Annotated in this window: 16 protein-coding genes; 10 read left to right on the top strand and 6 right to left on the bottom strand. The window is 64.6% G+C overall.

Features of this window, described 5'->3' with window-relative positions; genetic code table 11:
* Positions 1 to 26 precede the first annotated feature (26 nt).
* Positions 27 to 1,460 (bottom strand): tRNA (N6-isopentenyl adenosine(37)-C2)-methylthiotransferase MiaB, encoded by a 1,434-nt coding sequence (miaB, locus tag I6L36_RS07730; protein ID WP_216987100.1) that lies wholly within the window; start codon positions 1,458 to 1,460, stop codon positions 27 to 29.
* Between the two features lie 224 nt (positions 1,461 to 1,684).
* Between miaB and I6L36_RS07725 the strand changes: the two genes are divergently transcribed.
* Entirely contained in the window at positions 1,685 to 2,848 is a 1,164-nt protein-coding gene (locus tag I6L36_RS07725; RefSeq protein WP_109111902.1) for an FAD-dependent monooxygenase, read from the top strand.
* A 140-nt stretch (positions 2,849 to 2,988) separates the two neighbouring features.
* Complete coding sequence (locus I6L36_RS07720) at positions 2,989 to 3,564, top strand: cysteine hydrolase family protein (protein WP_109111901.1); 576 nt, start codon at positions 2,989 to 2,991, stop codon at positions 3,562 to 3,564.
* A 36-nt stretch (positions 3,565 to 3,600) separates the two neighbouring features.
* Here I6L36_RS07720 and I6L36_RS07715 read toward each other — a convergent pair whose 3' ends face one another.
* Entirely contained in the window at positions 3,601 to 4,482 is an 882-nt protein-coding gene (locus I6L36_RS07715) for a LysR family transcriptional regulator (protein ID WP_109111900.1), read from the bottom strand.
* 114 nt (positions 4,483 to 4,596) lie between these two features.
* Between I6L36_RS07715 and I6L36_RS07710 the strand changes: the two genes are divergently transcribed.
* Positions 4,597 to 4,821, top strand: coding sequence for a hypothetical protein (locus tag I6L36_RS07710; protein WP_010673776.1), 225 nt, complete (start codon positions 4,597 to 4,599; stop codon positions 4,819 to 4,821).
* On the top strand, positions 4,818 to 5,489 hold the full coding sequence (locus I6L36_RS07705) for an HAD-IA family hydrolase (protein WP_109111899.1): 672 nt from the start codon (positions 4,818 to 4,820) through the stop codon (positions 5,487 to 5,489). Before I6L36_RS07710 ends, I6L36_RS07705 begins: the two co-directional genes overlap by 4 nt.
* On the opposite strand, the gene I6L36_RS22255 is transcribed toward I6L36_RS07705, so the two are convergent.
* Entirely contained in the window at positions 5,453 to 6,970 is a 1,518-nt protein-coding gene (locus tag I6L36_RS22255) for a diguanylate cyclase (protein WP_367142329.1), read from the bottom strand. The genes I6L36_RS07705 and I6L36_RS22255 overlap by 37 nt on opposite strands.
* A 105-nt stretch (positions 6,971 to 7,075) precedes the next feature.
* Complete coding sequence (locus I6L36_RS07695; protein ID WP_109111898.1) at positions 7,076 to 7,678, bottom strand: nitroreductase family protein; 603 nt, start codon at positions 7,676 to 7,678, stop codon at positions 7,076 to 7,078.
* Positions 7,679 to 7,968: 290 nt separating this feature from the next.
* Here I6L36_RS07695 and I6L36_RS07690 point away from each other — a divergent pair, with 290 nt between their 5' ends.
* Together I6L36_RS07690 and I6L36_RS07685 are read left to right on the top strand one after the other, a co-directional pair.
* Positions 7,969 to 9,513 carry a sensor domain-containing diguanylate cyclase gene (locus I6L36_RS07690; RefSeq protein WP_109111897.1) on the top strand — a complete coding sequence of 515 codons (1,545 nt, stop codon included), beginning with the start codon at positions 7,969 to 7,971 and terminating at the stop codon, positions 9,511 to 9,513.
* Positions 9,514 to 9,754: 241 nt separating this feature from the next.
* Positions 9,755 to 10,228 (top strand): YMGG-like glycine zipper-containing protein, encoded by a 474-nt coding sequence (locus tag I6L36_RS07685; protein WP_039041096.1) that lies wholly within the window; start codon positions 9,755 to 9,757, stop codon positions 10,226 to 10,228.
* A gap of 86 nt (positions 10,229 to 10,314) precedes the next feature.
* Here the strand turns inward: I6L36_RS07685 and I6L36_RS07680 are convergent, their stop codons facing one another.
* A complete protein-coding gene (locus I6L36_RS07680; protein WP_039041095.1) occupies positions 10,315 to 11,271 on the bottom strand; it encodes a D-2-hydroxyacid dehydrogenase in 957 nt (318 codons plus the stop codon).
* Positions 11,272 to 11,392: 121 nt separating this feature from the next.
* Entirely contained in the window at positions 11,393 to 12,163 is a 771-nt protein-coding gene (locus I6L36_RS07675) for a DUF3530 family protein (RefSeq protein ID WP_109111961.1), read from the bottom strand.
* 309 nt (positions 12,164 to 12,472) lie between these two features.
* Here I6L36_RS07675 and I6L36_RS07670 point away from each other — a divergent pair, with 309 nt between their 5' ends.
* Genes I6L36_RS07670 through I6L36_RS07655 form a run of 4 tightly spaced genes read left to right on the top strand, consistent with a single transcriptional unit; the run spans position 12,473 to position 15,794 of the window.
* The gene (locus tag I6L36_RS07670) at positions 12,473 to 13,513 is read left to right on the top strand and encodes an isopenicillin N synthase family oxygenase (protein WP_109111960.1); all 1,041 of its coding nucleotides are present in this window, start codon (positions 12,473 to 12,475) and stop codon (positions 13,511 to 13,513) included.
* 21 nt (positions 13,514 to 13,534) lie between these two features.
* Entirely contained in the window at positions 13,535 to 14,347 is an 813-nt protein-coding gene (locus tag I6L36_RS07665) for a MetQ/NlpA family ABC transporter substrate-binding protein (protein WP_010673785.1), read from the top strand.
* Positions 14,344 to 15,138, top strand: a complete 795-nt coding sequence (locus I6L36_RS07660) for a methionine ABC transporter ATP-binding protein (RefSeq protein ID WP_109111959.1) — start codon at positions 14,344 to 14,346, stop codon at positions 15,136 to 15,138. Before I6L36_RS07665 ends, I6L36_RS07660 begins: the two co-directional genes overlap by 4 nt.
* On the top strand, positions 15,123 to 15,794 hold the full coding sequence (locus I6L36_RS07655; RefSeq protein WP_010673787.1) for a methionine ABC transporter permease: 672 nt from the start codon (positions 15,123 to 15,125) through the stop codon (positions 15,792 to 15,794). Before I6L36_RS07660 ends, I6L36_RS07655 begins: the two co-directional genes overlap by 16 nt.
* Positions 15,795 to 15,824 lie beyond the last annotated feature (30 nt).

Genomic DNA, 15,824 nt, shown 5'->3' with positions numbered 1-15,824 from the left:
CCGCCAGGGGGCGGGGGAGAGAGTCATCAATGGGGTCTGAAGGCCGCAACGCCCAGATCATCGGGCACGTTGTCAGGACGACGGGCGAGGATCTCGCTCGGGGCCGTGGCGATGCGCAGGTTCATTTCGTCCTCGCCGCGGATGAAGCGGCCGCGCAGGGAGTAGGGGCGTACGTCGGTGATCTCCACGTCGGCGAAGCCGCCGATGAGGCGGTGCGGCCCCTCGAAGTTGACCACCCGGTTGTTCTCGGTGCGGCCACTGAGCTGCATGGGATCCATCTTGGAGGGCCCCTCCACCAGGATGCGCTGCACCGAGCCCAGCATGGCGCGGCCGATGAGCATGGACTGGTGATTGATGCGGTTTTGCAGTCGAGTCAGGCGGGCCTTCTTCACCTCCATGTCGACGTCATCGGGCAGGTCCGCGGCCGGGGTGCCGGGGCGCGGGCTGTAGATGAAGCTGAAGCTCATGTCGAAGTTGATCTCCTCGATGAGTTTCATGGTGGCCTCGAAGTCTTCGTCCGTCTCGTTCGGGAAGCCGACGATGAAGTCGGAGCTCATGGTGATGTCGGGACGCACGGCGCGCAGGCGGCGGATCTTGGACTTGTACTCCAGCACGGTGTGCGGGCGCTTCATCATGGTCAGGATGCGATCCGAGCCGCTCTGGATGGGCAAGTGCAGGAAGCTGACCACCTCGGGGGTATCACGATAGACCTCGATGATGTCGTCGGTGAACTCGACCGGGTGGCTGGTGGTGTAGCGAATGCGGTCGATGCCGTCGATGGCAGCCACCAGGCGCAGCAGTTCGGCGAAGGTGCAGACCTCCCCGTCGAAGGTCGGTCCCCGGTAGGCGTTGACGTTCTGGCCGAGCAGGTTCACTTCGCGCACCCCTTGCTGGGCGAGCTGGGCGATTTCATAGAGCACGTCATCCAGCGGCCGGCTCACCTCCTCGCCACGGGTGTAGGGCACCACGCAGAAGGAGCAGTACTTGGAGCAGCCTTCCATGATGGAAACGAAGGCGGTCGCTCCCTCGGCACGGGGGTCGGGCAGGTTGTCGAACTTCTCGATCTCGGGGAAGGCGATGTCCACCTGGGCACCGCGCCCCTCCTGCACCTGCTTGATCATGGTCGGCAGGCGGTGCAGGGTCTGGGGTCCGAAGACGATGTCCACATAGGGCGCCCGGCTGCGCAGGTTCTCCCCTTCCTGGGAGGCGACGCAGCCGCCCACCCCGATCACCAGCCCCGGTTTTTTCGCCTTGAGCTTCTTCCAGCGACCGAGCTGGTGGAACACCTTCTCCTGGGCCTTCTCGCGGATGGAACAGGTGTTGAGCAGCAGCACATCTGCCTCTTCCGGCTCCTCGGTAAGCGTGTAGCCATTGCTGGCATCCAGCAGGTCCGCCATCTTGGACGAGTCGTACTCGTTCATCTGGCAGCCCCAGGTCTTGATATGAAGTTTCTTGCTCATTGCTTCTCGTGACTGGTTTTGAAATCGGCAGGGTCAAAGGACCGGCCATTTTACTCCGCAATCCCGGTGCTGACCAGTCTGGGGCCGCCCGTCGCCATCAGGGCCGGCTTGTCGTCGGCAATTGCGCATCCCCCTCACTGTTTCTGCCGCCTCCTTGCGTTATCATGCCCCATTCGGTTCGGCCCTTGCCCCTTATCGCGGGGACTCCTTGCAGGAATCAAGTTATGGAACAGTGTGATATCGCCATCGTCGGCGCCGGCATGGTGGGCGCCGCCACCGCCTGCCTGCTGGCGGCAGAGGGGCTCTCGGTGCGGGTCATCGAGACCCGGTTGCCCGAGCCCTATGCCCCCGAGCAGTCGCTGGATCTGCGGGTTTCCGCCATCAGTCAGGCCTCGGTGGCGCTGCTGACCCGGGCCGGTGCCTGGCAATATCTGCAGCAGATGCGGCTGTGCCCCTATCGCCGGCTGGAGACCTGGGAGCTGGACGGCTTCGCTACCCGCTTCGACGCGGTGGATCTCGGGCTGCCCCAGCTCGGCTACATCATCGAAAACCGGCTGATCCAGCTCGCGCTGCTGAAAAGGATGGAGGATTTCCCGACCATCCAGACCCATACCCCGGCGGCGGTGACGAGTCTGCGCCAGGGTGCGGATGACGCCGTGCTGACCCTGGATGACGGCACCGAGCTGCAGGCGCGCTGGGTGTTGGCCTGCGATGGTGCCGAATCCCACACCCGGCGATTGGCCGGCATCGGGGTGTCGCGTTTCGAGTACCGCCAGCACTGCATGCTGATCAACATCGACACCGATTTTGCCCAGGAAGACATCACCTGGCAGCAGTTCACCCCGAGCGGCCCGCGCGCCTTCCTGCCGCTGCCGGGCCGCCATGGCTCCCTGGTCTGGTATGACAGCCCGGCCCGCATCCGGGCGCTGGCCGCCATGAGCAACGAGGCCCTGGCCGTCGAGGTGCGCCGCCACTTCCCGAGCCGCCTTGGCGGTTTCACCGTGACGGACAAGGGGAGCTTCCCCCTGGTGCGCCGTCACGCCAACGACTATCACGCCGGGCGAGTGGTGCTGCTCGGGGATGCGGCCCACACCATCAATCCGCTGGCGGGGCAGGGGGTGAACCTCGGTTTCAAGGACGTGGCCTGCTGGGCCGGCTTGCTCGGCAAGGCGGGGGCGCAGTGGCACGAGCTGGCGCTGGCCGGGCGTTACGAGGGGCGACGCCGCCCTGACAACCTGCTGATGCAGTCGGGGATGGATCTCTTCTACGGGGTCTTCAGCAACGAGATAGGCCCCCTCAGGCTTGCCCGCAACCTGGCGCTGAATCTGGCGGACAAGGCGGGCCCCCTCAAGGAGATGGCGCTACGCTATGCGCTTGGGCTGGTATGAGGCAGTGCGTGGCACTGCCAGGTGCCAATCGGGTGGCATATCAATCCGTGTGATGGTGCCAGCCGGTTTTTTATATGGCCGCGAGGAGTGATCCTGGCGGCGCAGGGGCAAAACGGCCTCAGGCAAGGGGGGAGCACACCATGAACAAGGCATTGCTGGTGATCGATTTCATCAACGACATCGCCCACCCGGACGGGCGCATCGCCGCCTCGGCGGCCCAGGTGATCGAGCAGGACGCCATTGCGCACGCCAACCAAGCGATGGCTCATGCCCGCGCTCACGGCTGGCTGGTGGTGCTCATCAAGGTGGGGTTTGACGAGGGCTATCTGCTGCAACCCAAGGGCTCCCCCATGTTTGGCCGTGCCCGGCAGTTCGGGGCCCTCTCCCTGGCGGACAGCGGCACCGACTTTCACCCGGAGCTCGATGTGCAACCCGGGGATCTGGTGCTGACCAAACCCAGGGTCAGCCCCTTCTACGGCACGGCGCTGGAGCCTGCGCTACGGGCCAATCGCATCGAGCATCTCTATGTGTGCGGCGTGAGCACCAGCTGGGCCATTCAGGGGGCGGTGCGAGATGGCCACGATCGGGACTACGCCATCACCATCCTGGAGGATGCCTGCGCGGCGGCGGATGCCGCAGAACACCAAGCTTCCCTGCGCATGCTAGGTCGCATTGCCGAGATCATCAAGGTCGCGGAGCTGGCGGAGCGGGACTGAGCCCGGCCATCTTCTCCTGCAGGCATCTCATGCACCTCATGCGGGCTCGGGGTGCGTTTCTCTCACCATGGCGAGGAAGCGATCCCGAATGGGATCGGCAAATTCCGGGTTCCACACCAGGCTGATTTCCCATTCCGACCAGGGGCCGGAGAGGGGGTAGAGGGTCACCTCCTTGCCCGCGATGAACCCCACGCTGCGCGGCAGGATGGCGTTGCCGATACCGGCGGCCACCAGGGCCACCAGGGTCTGGATGTCTTCCGCCTCCTGAATGAGACCGATCAGCTGGTTGGCGCCGAGAAAGCGGGCGATCTGCTGGCTGAGACCCGGGCAGCGATGGCCCACCATCTGCAGCAAGGGATCGCGGATCAGCGCCCGCTCCAGGTCGAAGTCCGGCCCTGCCACCTGGGTGGGGACGGCCAGCACCAGTCTGTCCGTCAGCAACCTGTGTTCCCTCAGTTGTGGCGCATCAGGCCGTCGCATGAAGCCCAGTTGCAGCCGACCCGCCAGCAAGTGCTCCTGCTGGATGGCGGACGTGGTGTCCCGCAGGTGAACCAGCACGTCGGGGGCCTGCTGCTTGAAACGGGCCACCAGGGAGGGGGCCAGTGCGAAGCTGGAGAGCCCGAACCCGATGTTGAGGCGTCCGGCGGCACCGCTTGCCAGCGCCAGGGCATGCCGCTCGAATCCCTTGCCGTGATCCACCAGAGCCCTGGCCTGGGGCAGCAACTGGAGGCCGATGGCGGTCAGCTCGGCCCCGTGGCGGCCCCGGTTGAACAGGGTGCTGCCGAGGGCCTGCTCCAGTCCCTGGATCTGCTTGGTCAGGGCCGGTTGCGTCACAAAAAGCCGGCTGGCCGCCTCCCGGTAGTTGGCACTCTCGGCCAGCATGACGAAGGCCTGCAATTGTCTCAGGTCGAATCTCATTCCATTTGGTTATCCAATGTGGCGATTTATTGATTATAAATTATCTAATCTCCTTGTTCTAATGGTCTCGAAACGGGCCTGCTTGCCCGCTGTTCAGCCACAAGGAGTCATGTCATGTCGAGCGAACGCTATCTGTTCTTGATCAAGGGGAGCCTGGTGATGGCTCAGCCGCTGGCCGCACCGGAGACCGGGGAGCTGCTGACCAGCCTGTTGCAGCAGGGGTTCGTCGTCGCCCCCTTGCCGGTGTGGGCCAGCAATGCGGAGCAGGCGCTCGCCTGTTACGAGGCCGCTGCCCAGCGGCAGGTCTTCGCCGATGCGCTGGCGGGGAGAGCCCTGTGAGCGCGGTGCGCGTGAGGGCAGCGGCCCTGCTGCTGGACATGGACGGGACCTTGGTCCACTCCACCGGCGACGTGGAAGTCGTGTGGCGGCGCTGGTGTCAGCACCATGGGCTGGATCCCGATCCCGTGCTCGCCATGTGTCACGGCGTGCGCTCACGGGAGGTGATAGGGGCCCTGGCTCCCCAGCTGGACATGGCGGTGGAGGTGGCCCTGCTCGACGATCTGGAGATGGAATACGCTGCGGCGCCGATGCCCCTGGACGGTGCCCGGCGACTGCTCGAACAGCTGCCGCCGACGCACTGGGCGCTGGTGACCTCCGCAAGCCGGAGGGTGGCAGAGCACCGGCTGCTGCACGCCGGATTGCCGCTGCCCCGTCTCCTGGTGTGCGCCGGGGATGTGGTACGGGGCAAGCCGGATCCCGAGCCTTATTTGCTGGCTGCCAGCCGGTTGGGACTGGCTCCGGCCGATTGCCTGGTGTTCGAGGATGCGCCAGCGGGCATCGCCAGCGCCCTGCAGGCGGGTTGCCAGGTGGTGCAGATGGGGGGAACAAGGCGGTATGACGACAGGCTCAAGGGCTGGCTGCGGGACTGGCGCGGGATCGAGATCGAGGTGGCATCGGACGGGCTCCATCTTCATCTGCCCGCCCCGCAGCCGGCAGAGGCCGGATGATGACGACAAGAGCCACGCCATTCAGGTGCCGCAAGATTGCCCGACGCTGGGGGAAGCCTGCTCAGGCGAGTAGCGTTCCACCCGGTTGCGGCCATTGTGCTTGGCCAGATAGAGCGCCTGATCGGCGCGAGAGAGCAGCTCGTCCAGATTGAAGGGGCCCTCTCTCTGGGAGGCGATACCGATGCTGACCGTGATGCAGACGGCGGGCTCGGCTCCATTTTCTTCCCCTGGCTGCGCGACGATTTTTCGCAGCCGCTCGGCCACCGCCATGGCCTGCTCCTCGCTGAGGCCGGGCAAGATGGCCACGAATTCCTCTCCCCCCAGGCGACAGAAGAGGTCCCCGGTCGAAGCTGGTCGCGCACTCGGGCCGCGAAGCCGCTCAACTGGTTGTCCCCCTCTTCGTGACCGTGACGATCATTGATGCGTTTGAAATGATCGATGTCCAGCATGCAGATCGCCACAGGGTAGCGCTGCACCGTGAGGTGCTGGAGCAGTTCATTGGCGGCCGACCAGAAGCCGGCCCGGTTCAGCGCACCGGTCAGGTGATCGTGGTGGGCCAGGTGTTTCATCTCCCGCAGCAGGCTGTTGCGGGCCGCCATGATGCTGGCGGCGGTCAGGGGGGTGAGAGCGATCAGCATGACCCCTATCCGGACGGAGAACATCCAGTACTGGGTCTGGACATCGTGATTGATGACGAGGTGGCCGTTTGAGAGGGCGATCAGGATCAGGGTGCTGTAACCCAGGGTCAGCAGGCTGGTGGCGAAGACGGAGTAGGTGACGGCGCACCAGAGCAGTGCCGGTACCGGGAAGGCGATGGATCCCGGCCCCTCGATGAGCAGGGTGAGCAGCAGGGAGGCCACCAGGCTCAGCAGCGGCATCAATCCGGTCCAGGAGAACTCGGTGCGGTAGAGGAGGGTACGCCAGGGGGGCACGCTGTCATGGGGAGGCAGTGTCAGGAGCACCGGCAGTATGGTCATGTAGTTCACCAGCTCGCTGGCAAACCAGAAGCCCAGCCCGTAGAGCGGGGGGCCCAGAGACAGGATGGGATTGATGATGGCGCCGACCACGCCGGCGGCGAGGGAGGCGGCCAGGGTGTTTCGCAGCAGGAGCACGAGGGAGGTGGGGCGCCTGAGGAGCTTGTCGGCAGGCGCGAGCCGATGCATCAGCAGATACCCGACGCCGATGCCGGCCAGGTTGCCGCAGGTCAGCAGGATGGTTTTGAACAGGGGCTCGCCGGTGAAGAGGGCGGCGAGAAAAAAGCCCAGTATGCCGCCGGCCCAGCCCGCCGGGGTGGCCAGGCGTGGATAGCGCACCATGCAGCCGAGCAGGACCGCATTGGCAGGCCAGAAGGCCGCCAGCAGGTTGGGGGGGCGGGTGAAGATGCCGATTAGCGAGAACAGCAGTACCAGGGCGGCGACACACAACAGAGCGGACAAGGGCGTCAATGTGCATGAGGTACGTTGGCGTGCGATGTCCCCCATGGGGACCTCCTGACAAGAGAGGGTTTGCTCAGAGTATGGCTGGCACGTGACAAGGGTGAACGTGTGAGAGAAGAAAACGCCCCCTGGTGGAGGGGGCGTGAAGGCTTACTTGAAGACCCGGAAACGCACCTCGTCGTCGATGAAGGTCTTGTCGCCGGCAGGTTGCTCTATGCTGCCAAAAGGCATCTGGGCACGGAGCAGCCAGCTGGCGGGCAGGTCCCACTCCTTGCGCACCGCATCGTCGATGAGCGGGTTGTAGTGTTGCAGGGAGGCGCCGATGCCCTCCTGGGCCAGGGTGGTCCAGACCGCGAACTGGGCGATCCCGGTGGCATGTTCGGACCAGATGGGGAAGTTGTCGGCATAGAGAGCGAATTTCTGCTGAAGATCCTCGATGACGGCGGTGTCTTCGAAGAAGAGCACGGTGCCAGCCCCGGCGCGGAAGCTGTCGTTGATCTTGGCTTCACTCTGGGGATAGGCCTCCGGCGGCACTATCTTCTTGAGCTCCGCCTTGACGATGTCCCACAGCTTGTGGTGCTGCTCGCCGAACAGGATGACGGCGCGGGAACTCTGGGAGTTGAACGAAGAGGGGCTGTGCTTGACGGCATCCTTGATGAGGGCGGTCAGCTGGGCCTCGGAGTGGGTCACCCGGTTGCCCAGGGCATAGATGGTACGACGTGCTTTGATCTGTTCGATAAACGGACTGCTCATAACATCTCCTTGGTTGATGAATCATCACCGCCAGCGTTGCCGACAAAGGTCATCTGGCTCCGATTTCTCGAGTCATCGACTATAACACCTTGCGGGCAATAAACCGTCAACGACGAGTAATGACTGTTTCTACTTTTTATGGATATTCACATGACGGATGTGAATATGGCCGCGAGACACCTTGATATCTTTTTTATCATTAGCAGTGGATGTTAATGACTTCAATCAATATCTTTTGCAGATTTTTAATCTATAAAATTCATAAAATATGACATTTTATAGAGGGTGGCATGACGGCGGCGCTGATCAAGGAACGCTATTACATACTGACTCCGCTGTCGCTTCTCCTGGGAGGGCTGGTGCTGATCGCCACCCTGTTGCTGGCGGCAGCCAGCTACCTGAGCAGTATCGACAAGACGGTGGCGGGTTACGGTCACATGCTGGCTGCCCTCGACGCCACCCTGTTCCAGGACATGGCGCAGGACAACCGCCGCCAGCTTGGCGTGCTGGAGGCGTCCTTGGACAAGCAGGCCATCGCTGCCGGGGCATCGGCCATCAATCCCATCTGGCCCATTGCCCATCAGTTCAAGTACGACGCCCACTTCCTCTATTTCTACAATGCGCGCACCCATCGGCTCGACGGCTATCCCGACTGGCAGCAACCGGAGGGCTACCGGGCACAGGCGCGGCCCTGGTACCAGACCCTGTCCGGCGAGGGTGATGATCTCGTCTGGTTCGGTCCCTACCCGGAGTTCGATTCGGCCCGGCAGGTACTGACTCTCATCAAGCGGGTCAAGGATGATGAGGGGCAACTGCTTGGGCTGCTGATGGTGGACATGTCGTTCAGCGCCTTGCAGGGGGCGTTGCACCGGGCAGTGGGTGAGGATCCGGTGGCCCTCTACATCACCGAGCGCAAGGGCGGCAAGCTGGTGGTGGGGCACAATTTGTCGCTGTTGCCGCCCCGTCTCGAGCGGGAGACGCAGGCGGCTGGGCTGGACGGGTTCTGGGAAGGACGCCATCTGCAACACGCTCTGGAGGGGATGGAGTGGGATCTCAACGTCTATCTTCCCCCCTCCCATTTTCATGAAAACCTGCAAGACACCCTGCTGATGGTGGTGCTGCCCGCCCTGGCATTGCTCTGCATCTGGCTGTGCAGCCTGTGGTTTCTGGTGCGGATCTTTCGTCAGGAGCAGGCGCTGGTGCAGGGCTCGCTCAGCGGCCTCATCCGGGATGAGGCGAGAAAGGAGATCCAGCGGCGTCAGCGAACCTGGTTCGTGCACGGCAGCCTGGGAGAGATAGAACAGGTGCGAGACAGCCTGCTGCAAGGGCAGGATGCCCTGCTCCACGACCCTCTCACCGGCATCCTGAACCGGCGAGCCTTCGATCAGCAGCGGGCGGGGCTGGAGCAGGCGGGGAGGCCCTACTGGCTGGTGCTGTTCGATGTGGACAACTTCAAGCGCGTCAACGACAGCTGGGGACACGGTGTGGGGGATGCGGTGCTGTTTCGGGTAGCCACCATCATGGCGAGAATCCTGGGGGATGAGCAGGTCTACCGCATCGGGGGCGATGAATTTGCGGCCTTGCTGCCCTGGGAGCAGGCGGAGGTGGAATGTCGCCTGACCCACCTGCTCGGTCGGGTGAAGGCCCTGAAATGGCGGGAGTTCGCCGACGCCATCACCCTGAGCGCCGGCGGCGCGCGCTATCCGGATGATGCCCTGACGCTGCTCGAGCGGGCGGATGCCTGCCTGTACGAGAGCAAGCACCAGGGGCGGGATTGCTGGCATCTGGCGGCGTCGTCGCCCGTTGACGGGGAGGTTGTGACAGTATCTGTCTGACGGTGATCGCTGCAAAAAAGGACCTTTGGGCCTAGAAAAGGGTCATGACGGGGATGATTTCTCGTGTGACCTTTTTTTTTGATGTGGTTTCAGGTGGTTAGCCTGCTTTCTTGCATCGTGTCGCGAACCGGAGACAGGGAGGGCTGGCCGTGAGGTGCCCCTTGCGGCAGTGGCGCAGGTCAGGGGGCTTTGTATAGTGCAGGGAAAAATAATCAATCATCAGGTTTGACAGGAGTACCCCATGAAAATGAAACCGTTTGGCATGAGCGCACTGGCGCTGCTGGGGGCGTTGCTGTTGGGCACAGGACAGGTGCAGGCATCCGAGACCCTCAACACCATTCTCGGCGGCGGAGCCGGCGGGGTGGCGGGCACCATGATCGGCAAGGAGCTGGGTGGCGACACCGGCGCCCTGGTGGGGGCCGCCCTGGGGGGCGCGGCCGGTGGTGCGGCCACGGCCAATAGGGGCAACAAGAACGAAGCTGCGCTCGGCGGCGCCGTCGGTGCCCTGGGCGGGGCTGCCATCGGCAAGAGCGTCGGTGGCAGCACGGGCCAGCTGATCGGCGCCGGTATCGGTGGTGCCGGTGGCTCCGCCATCGGAGCCAGGACCGGGGATGGTCACGAGAGCCGCGGCGATCGCTATTACGATGACAGGCGCTATCACAAGCACCACAAGAAACACAAAAAGCACCGCAAGCACAGATGGCATGACGACTGATGCCGCGGCAAGCTGACCGACAAAAAGGGGCCCTTGGCCCCTTTTTTGATCCCGCTGCCGGCCCGTGAGGGGCGGCGAGCGGCCTCTTACACCAGCCGGTGCTGGCGCCTGCCAAGGGAGAAGGCGTTGATGTTGTCGATGAGCTGATCCGCGAGGCGCTGCATCGACTCTTCGCTGGCCCAGGCCACGTGGGGAGTCAGGATGAAATTGGGGTAACGCAGGGCCTGCATCAGGGGGTGATCCGGAGGCGGCGGCTCGACACTCGCCACATCGAAACCGGCGCCCCCCAGACGGCCGTTGCCGAGGGCTTCGAGCAGCGCCTGCTCGTCCACCAGGCCGCCACGGCCCACGTTGATGAGCAGGGCGCCCGGTTTCATCAGGGCCAGCTCCCGCTCCCCGATGAGATGGCGGGTGTAGGGGGTGAGCGGGCAGTGCAGGCTGATCACATCCGAACTTTGCAACAGGGCATCCAGGGGCAGTCTGTCGTCATCCCCCGGGGAGCCGACCTGGCTCTGGGCATAGTAGACCTCCATCCCGATGGCGCTGGCCCGCTGTCCCAGTGCCTGTCCCAGGGTTCCCTTGCCGATGATCCCGAGGCGCTTGCCATGCAGATCCGTGATGGGGTGGTCGAAGAAGCAGAACTGGCCGCTTTGTTGCCAGCGCCCCTCCAGCAGGGACTGGCGCCAGGCGAACAGGTTGCGCGACAGGGCGAGCATCAGGGCCATGGCGTGCTCGGGGACGGAAGGGCCCGAGTAGTTGCGGATATTGCACACGGCGACATTGGCGGCGCGGCACGCCTCCAGATCCAGGTTGTCGCTGCCGGTGGCGGCCAGAGCGATCAGGCGCAGTTCGGGCAGCTGGGCCAGTTCATCGGCCCCGATGCGCACCTTGTTGATGATGGCGATGCTGGCGCACTTGAGCCGCTCCACCACCTGATCCGGCGCCGTGGTCGGGTAGCTTTGCCAGTGATGGGGAAAATCGGGGCGGCGCAGATTGATGCCGGTGTCCAGGGTGTCGCTGTCGAGAAACACGATTTGCTGCATGAAGCCTCCTGCCATTGGTTCGGACATGATGCCAAACATGGAGGGCGGCTGACCAGCGCGGTGGCATCGGGTCAAGTCCGATGGGGAAGGCAAAAGGCGGGTGGCTGTGCCTCGGAGGGACTCAGATCCAGCCCAGGTGCGTCAGCCAGCCCTGGATGCGCCCCGGCGTCTCCTCCAGATCCATCAGGGCATAGGGGCGGTAGTTGAGCTTGTGGCTGCGGCGGCTCTCGCTTCTGCGGGCTTCGGCCGCCAGCAGGGGCCAGCGTCCTCCCTCCTCCTGATAGAGATCCAGGGTTGGGATGCTGCCCTGGGCTATCTGCTTGGCGAGGGTCTGGTTGCTCAGCTGGTTGGGGAAGAAGCCGTCGAGCAGCACCAGGGCATCGGGGGCGGGCAACTGTTCGCTGGCGATGAGGTTGGCGGCCCAGGCGGCGCTGGTACCCTGGGCCAGCAGCAGCTTGAAGCCCCCCTCCTGCAGCTTGGCATCCCCCAGCTTGCTGATGCGGGAGGCAAACTGCTTGCGAAAATCGTCGATGACCTGCTGTTTCTTCTCGGCGGCGGGGTCGAGCTCGGTCTGCTGCGGCGAGGGGAGCAGCAGCAGGGTATCGAAACCGAGGCGCCCCAGCTCCCGGGTCAGTTGCCACAGCTGGCCGCTGCGCTGCCAGTCGGGCAGCAGGATGACCAGACCCACGTAGTTGTCGCTGTCGTGCTTGGCAAACAGTACCTGTTGCTTGTCCACCCTGGTGCTGTCGGGTATTTCCTGCCAGTCGCTGCTCTGCCAGTAGTCGGGAGGAACCAGGGGGGCTGGATCCGGGGCGGCGCCTGACGGTGCCTGCCCGGCGCCGTGGGCGGCAAAAGCAAGCAGGGTCAGCAGCAGATAGGGGCGAAATGTCATGGGGGATCCTCCAGCACTCCCTCATAGCGGCCTCGCCGGGGGTTTCTTTAGGGCAAGGGGGCACATCGGCATCGGCGGTGGCGAAGAGGGTCTGACCGGCGGGCCGGACACGGGGCCGGGATTGTTCCAAATGGCAAAGCATTCCCGGTTTTGATTGTTCCATCCTGTGACCCATACATGGTTCAGTAAGGGCAGGCAGACAGGGGGCCGGGGCATGTCGCCACTGGCCGCAGGCGGAGAATTCTCCCCCCTGTCTCGTCAGAACGAGAGGTTCACCCTCACTTTCCATCGACAGGGAGCGTTATCGCCATGAGCACCTTGGTTCACTTGCCCATCCTCGACCTGAGGCAGCTGGATGCCTCGCCCGACGCTCGGGCCGATTTTCTGGCATCGTTGCGCGATGCCGCGAGAGAGACGGGATTTTTCTACCTGACCGGCCACGGCATCGATCCCGAGCTGCAACAGGAAGTGCAGCAGCTGTCGCGGGCCTTCTTTGCGCTGCCTCTGGCGGCCAAGCAGCAGGTCGCCATGATCCACTCTCCCCATTTTCGTGGCTACAACCGATCGGGGGCGGAGCTGACCCGGGGTCAACCCGACTGGCGAGAGCAGTTTGATATCGGTGCCGATCGCCCTGCCTTGCCGCGCGCGGCGGGCGACCCGCCCTGGTGGCGGTTGCAGGGGCCGAATCAGTGGCCGGAGGCGCTGCCGACACTGCAACCCGTGCTGACGCGCTGGCGTGGGCAGATGACCCGCATGTCCCGTACCCTGCTCGGGGCTTTTGCCGAGGCGCTCGCACTGTCGCCAGATGCCTTCGATGCCCTGCACGGAGAGCGTCCGAACGAACATATCAAGCTGATCCGCTATCCCGGTGAGCGGGGCGCCACCCAGGGGGTCGGTCCCCACAAGGATTCGGGCTTCCTGAGCTTCCTGCTGCAGGATGACCAGCCCGGCCTGCAGGTGGAGGTGGCGCCGGATCACTGGATCGACGCGCTCCCGCTCCCCGGCACCTTCGTGGTCAACATCGGTGAGCTGCTGGAGCTCGCCAGCAACGGCTACCTGCGTGCGACCGTGCACCGGGTGGTGCCGTCGGCGCCGGGGCAGGAGCGTCTCTCCATCGCCTTCTTCCTGGGGGCCCAGCTCGACGCTGTGGTGCCCGTCTATCCGCTGCCCGAGGCACTGGCCCGTGAAGCCAGGGGGCCTGCCACCGACCCGCACAATCCGCTGCTGCGGGAGGTGGGCTGGAACTACCTCAAGGGGCGGCTGCGTTCCCACCCTGACGTGGCATTGCGCCACCATGCCGATCTGTTGCCGGCGCCCCGGGCGCTGGCGGTCGGCGAAACCACCCATTGATTGCATGGCAAGGAGCACAAGATGAACAAGCACGGACTGTTTTCCCTGAGCGGCCTGGTATTGGCCCTCGGACTCTCTCTCTCCGCCCAGGCAGCCCAGGCGCTGCGGGTTGCCGCGGATCCACTGCCCCATGCGGATATCCTCGGCGAGGTGAAACGCCAGGACCCTTCGCTGGATCTGCAGGTGATCGAGCTCAGCGGCGGCATCAATGCCAATGCCCTGTTGGTGGCGGGTGATGTGGATGCCAACTACTTCCAGCACGTCCCTTACCTGCGGGATCAGGAGAAGGCGCTCGGCACCGAGCTGGTGGTGGCCGCGACCGTACACGTGGAGCCTCTTGGCATCTATTCGAAGAAGTTCAAGCACCTGAGGGAGGTACCGGAAAAGGCGGTGATCGCCCTGCCCAACAATGTCACCAACCTGAGCCGGGCCCTCTATCTGTTGCAGCACGAGGGGCTCATCACCCTCAAGGCCGGCCATGAAGATCCGGCGCGGGATCTGGCGACGGTGCACGACATCGCCACCAACCCCAAGGCGCTCAAGATCCTGGAGATCGAGGCGCCGCAGCTGCCGCGCTCCCTCGACGACGTGGATCTGGCGGTGATCAATGGCAACTATGCCCTGGAGGCGGGGCTGGAGCCTGCTCGCGATGCCCTGGGGCTGGAGAGCGCCCAGAACAATCCCTACGCCAACATCCTGGTGACCACCCCGGCGCTCAAGGATGATCCGCGGATCCGCCAGTTGGCGCGGGATCTGGAGTCCAGGGCGATCGCCGACTTCATTCGCAAGAGCTACAAGGGGTCGGTGATCCCGGTGGCCGGGCGGCAGTCATGATAGTGCTGGAGGGGCTCGGCAAGCAGTACCCGGGGCACGGGCAACCCGCTCTGGAGGGGGTGTCGCTCGAGATTCCGGATGGGGCCATCTACGGCATTCTCGGGCGCAGCGGCGCGGGCAAGAGCACGCTCATTCGTTGCCTCAATTTGCTGGAGCGGCCAAGCCGGGGCCGCATCCTGTTCGATGGCCGCGACATCACGGCCCTGGAGGGGGCGGCCTTGCGCCGCCACCGTCAGGGGACCGGCATGATTTTCCAGCACTTCAATCTGCTGCACGCCCGCAGCGTGGAGGAGAACGTGGCGGTCCCGCTGGAAATCGCCGGTGTGGCGCGCCGGGAGCGGGCTGCCCGGGTCAGCGAGCTGCTGGAACTGGTGGGGCTTGGCGAGTACCGTCGCGCCTTTCCCTCCCAGTTGTCGGGGGGGCAGAAGCAGCGAGTGGGCATCGCCCGCGCCCTGGCCGCCAATCCGCGCCACTTGCTCTGTGACGAGGCGACCAGTGCCCTGGATCTGGAGACCACGGAGTCGGTGCTGGCGCTGCTTGCCGACATCAACCGCCGCCTCGGGATCACCATAGTGCTCATCACCCACGAGCTGGAGGTGGTCAGGGCCATCTGCGATCACGCGGCATTGCTTGAACGGGGTCAGCTGGTGGAAAGCGGCGCTCTGGGCACCCTGCTGGCCAACCCCGACTCCCGTGTGCGGCAGGCCCTGTTGCCGGATCCCGAGATCCTGCGGCGTTTCATGGCGCGTCACGGAGTCACAGAGGAGGTGCGTTTATGCAGAGTCGCCTGAGTGTCGATGCCTTGCTCGAACTGATGTATCAGGGGTCGCTCGAAACGCTCTACATGGTGGGAGTGGCAGCCGTGTTCACCCTGTTGCTGGGGCTGCCGACCGGGGTGCTGCTGGTGGTGACCCGTCCCGGGGGCGTGCTGCCCTTGCCCCGTCTCAACATGGTGCTGGGGATCGGTATCAACATCGGGCGGTCGCTCCCCTTCGTGGTGCTCCTGATCGCCCTGATCCCCCTGACCCGGCTGGTGGTCGGCACCTCACTGGGCAGCACCGCCGCCATCGTCCCCATCACCCTGGGGGCCTTCCCCTTCTTTGCCCGGGTGGTGGAGAGCGCCCTCGATGAGGTGGACAAGGGGCGCGTCGAAGCCGTGCTCGCCATGGGGGGCAGCGGCTGGCACGTGGTCGTCAAGGCGCTGCTGCCCGAGGCCTTGCCGGCGCTGCTGGCCGGACTCACCCTGACGGTGGTGATGCTCATTGGCTTCTCCTCCATGGCAGGGGTGGTCGGTGGTGGCGGGCTCGGGGATCTGGCGATCCGCTACGGCTACCAGCGCTTTGATGACAAGGTGATGGCAGGGACCGTGGTCATGTTGCTGCTGCTGGTGCAACTGGTACAGGGGGTGGGGGACAGGCTGGTGCGGGCACTGGCCCATCGCCGCTAGGGGCACGGCTTCTCATCAGGCCGGCCGTGA

This window comes from Aeromonas sp. FDAARGOS 1406, from assembly GCF_019048565.1.
Classification (GTDB): domain Bacteria; phylum Pseudomonadota; class Gammaproteobacteria; order Enterobacterales; family Aeromonadaceae; genus Aeromonas; species Aeromonas caviae.
This window is presented reverse-complemented; position numbering and strand designations above follow the sequence as displayed.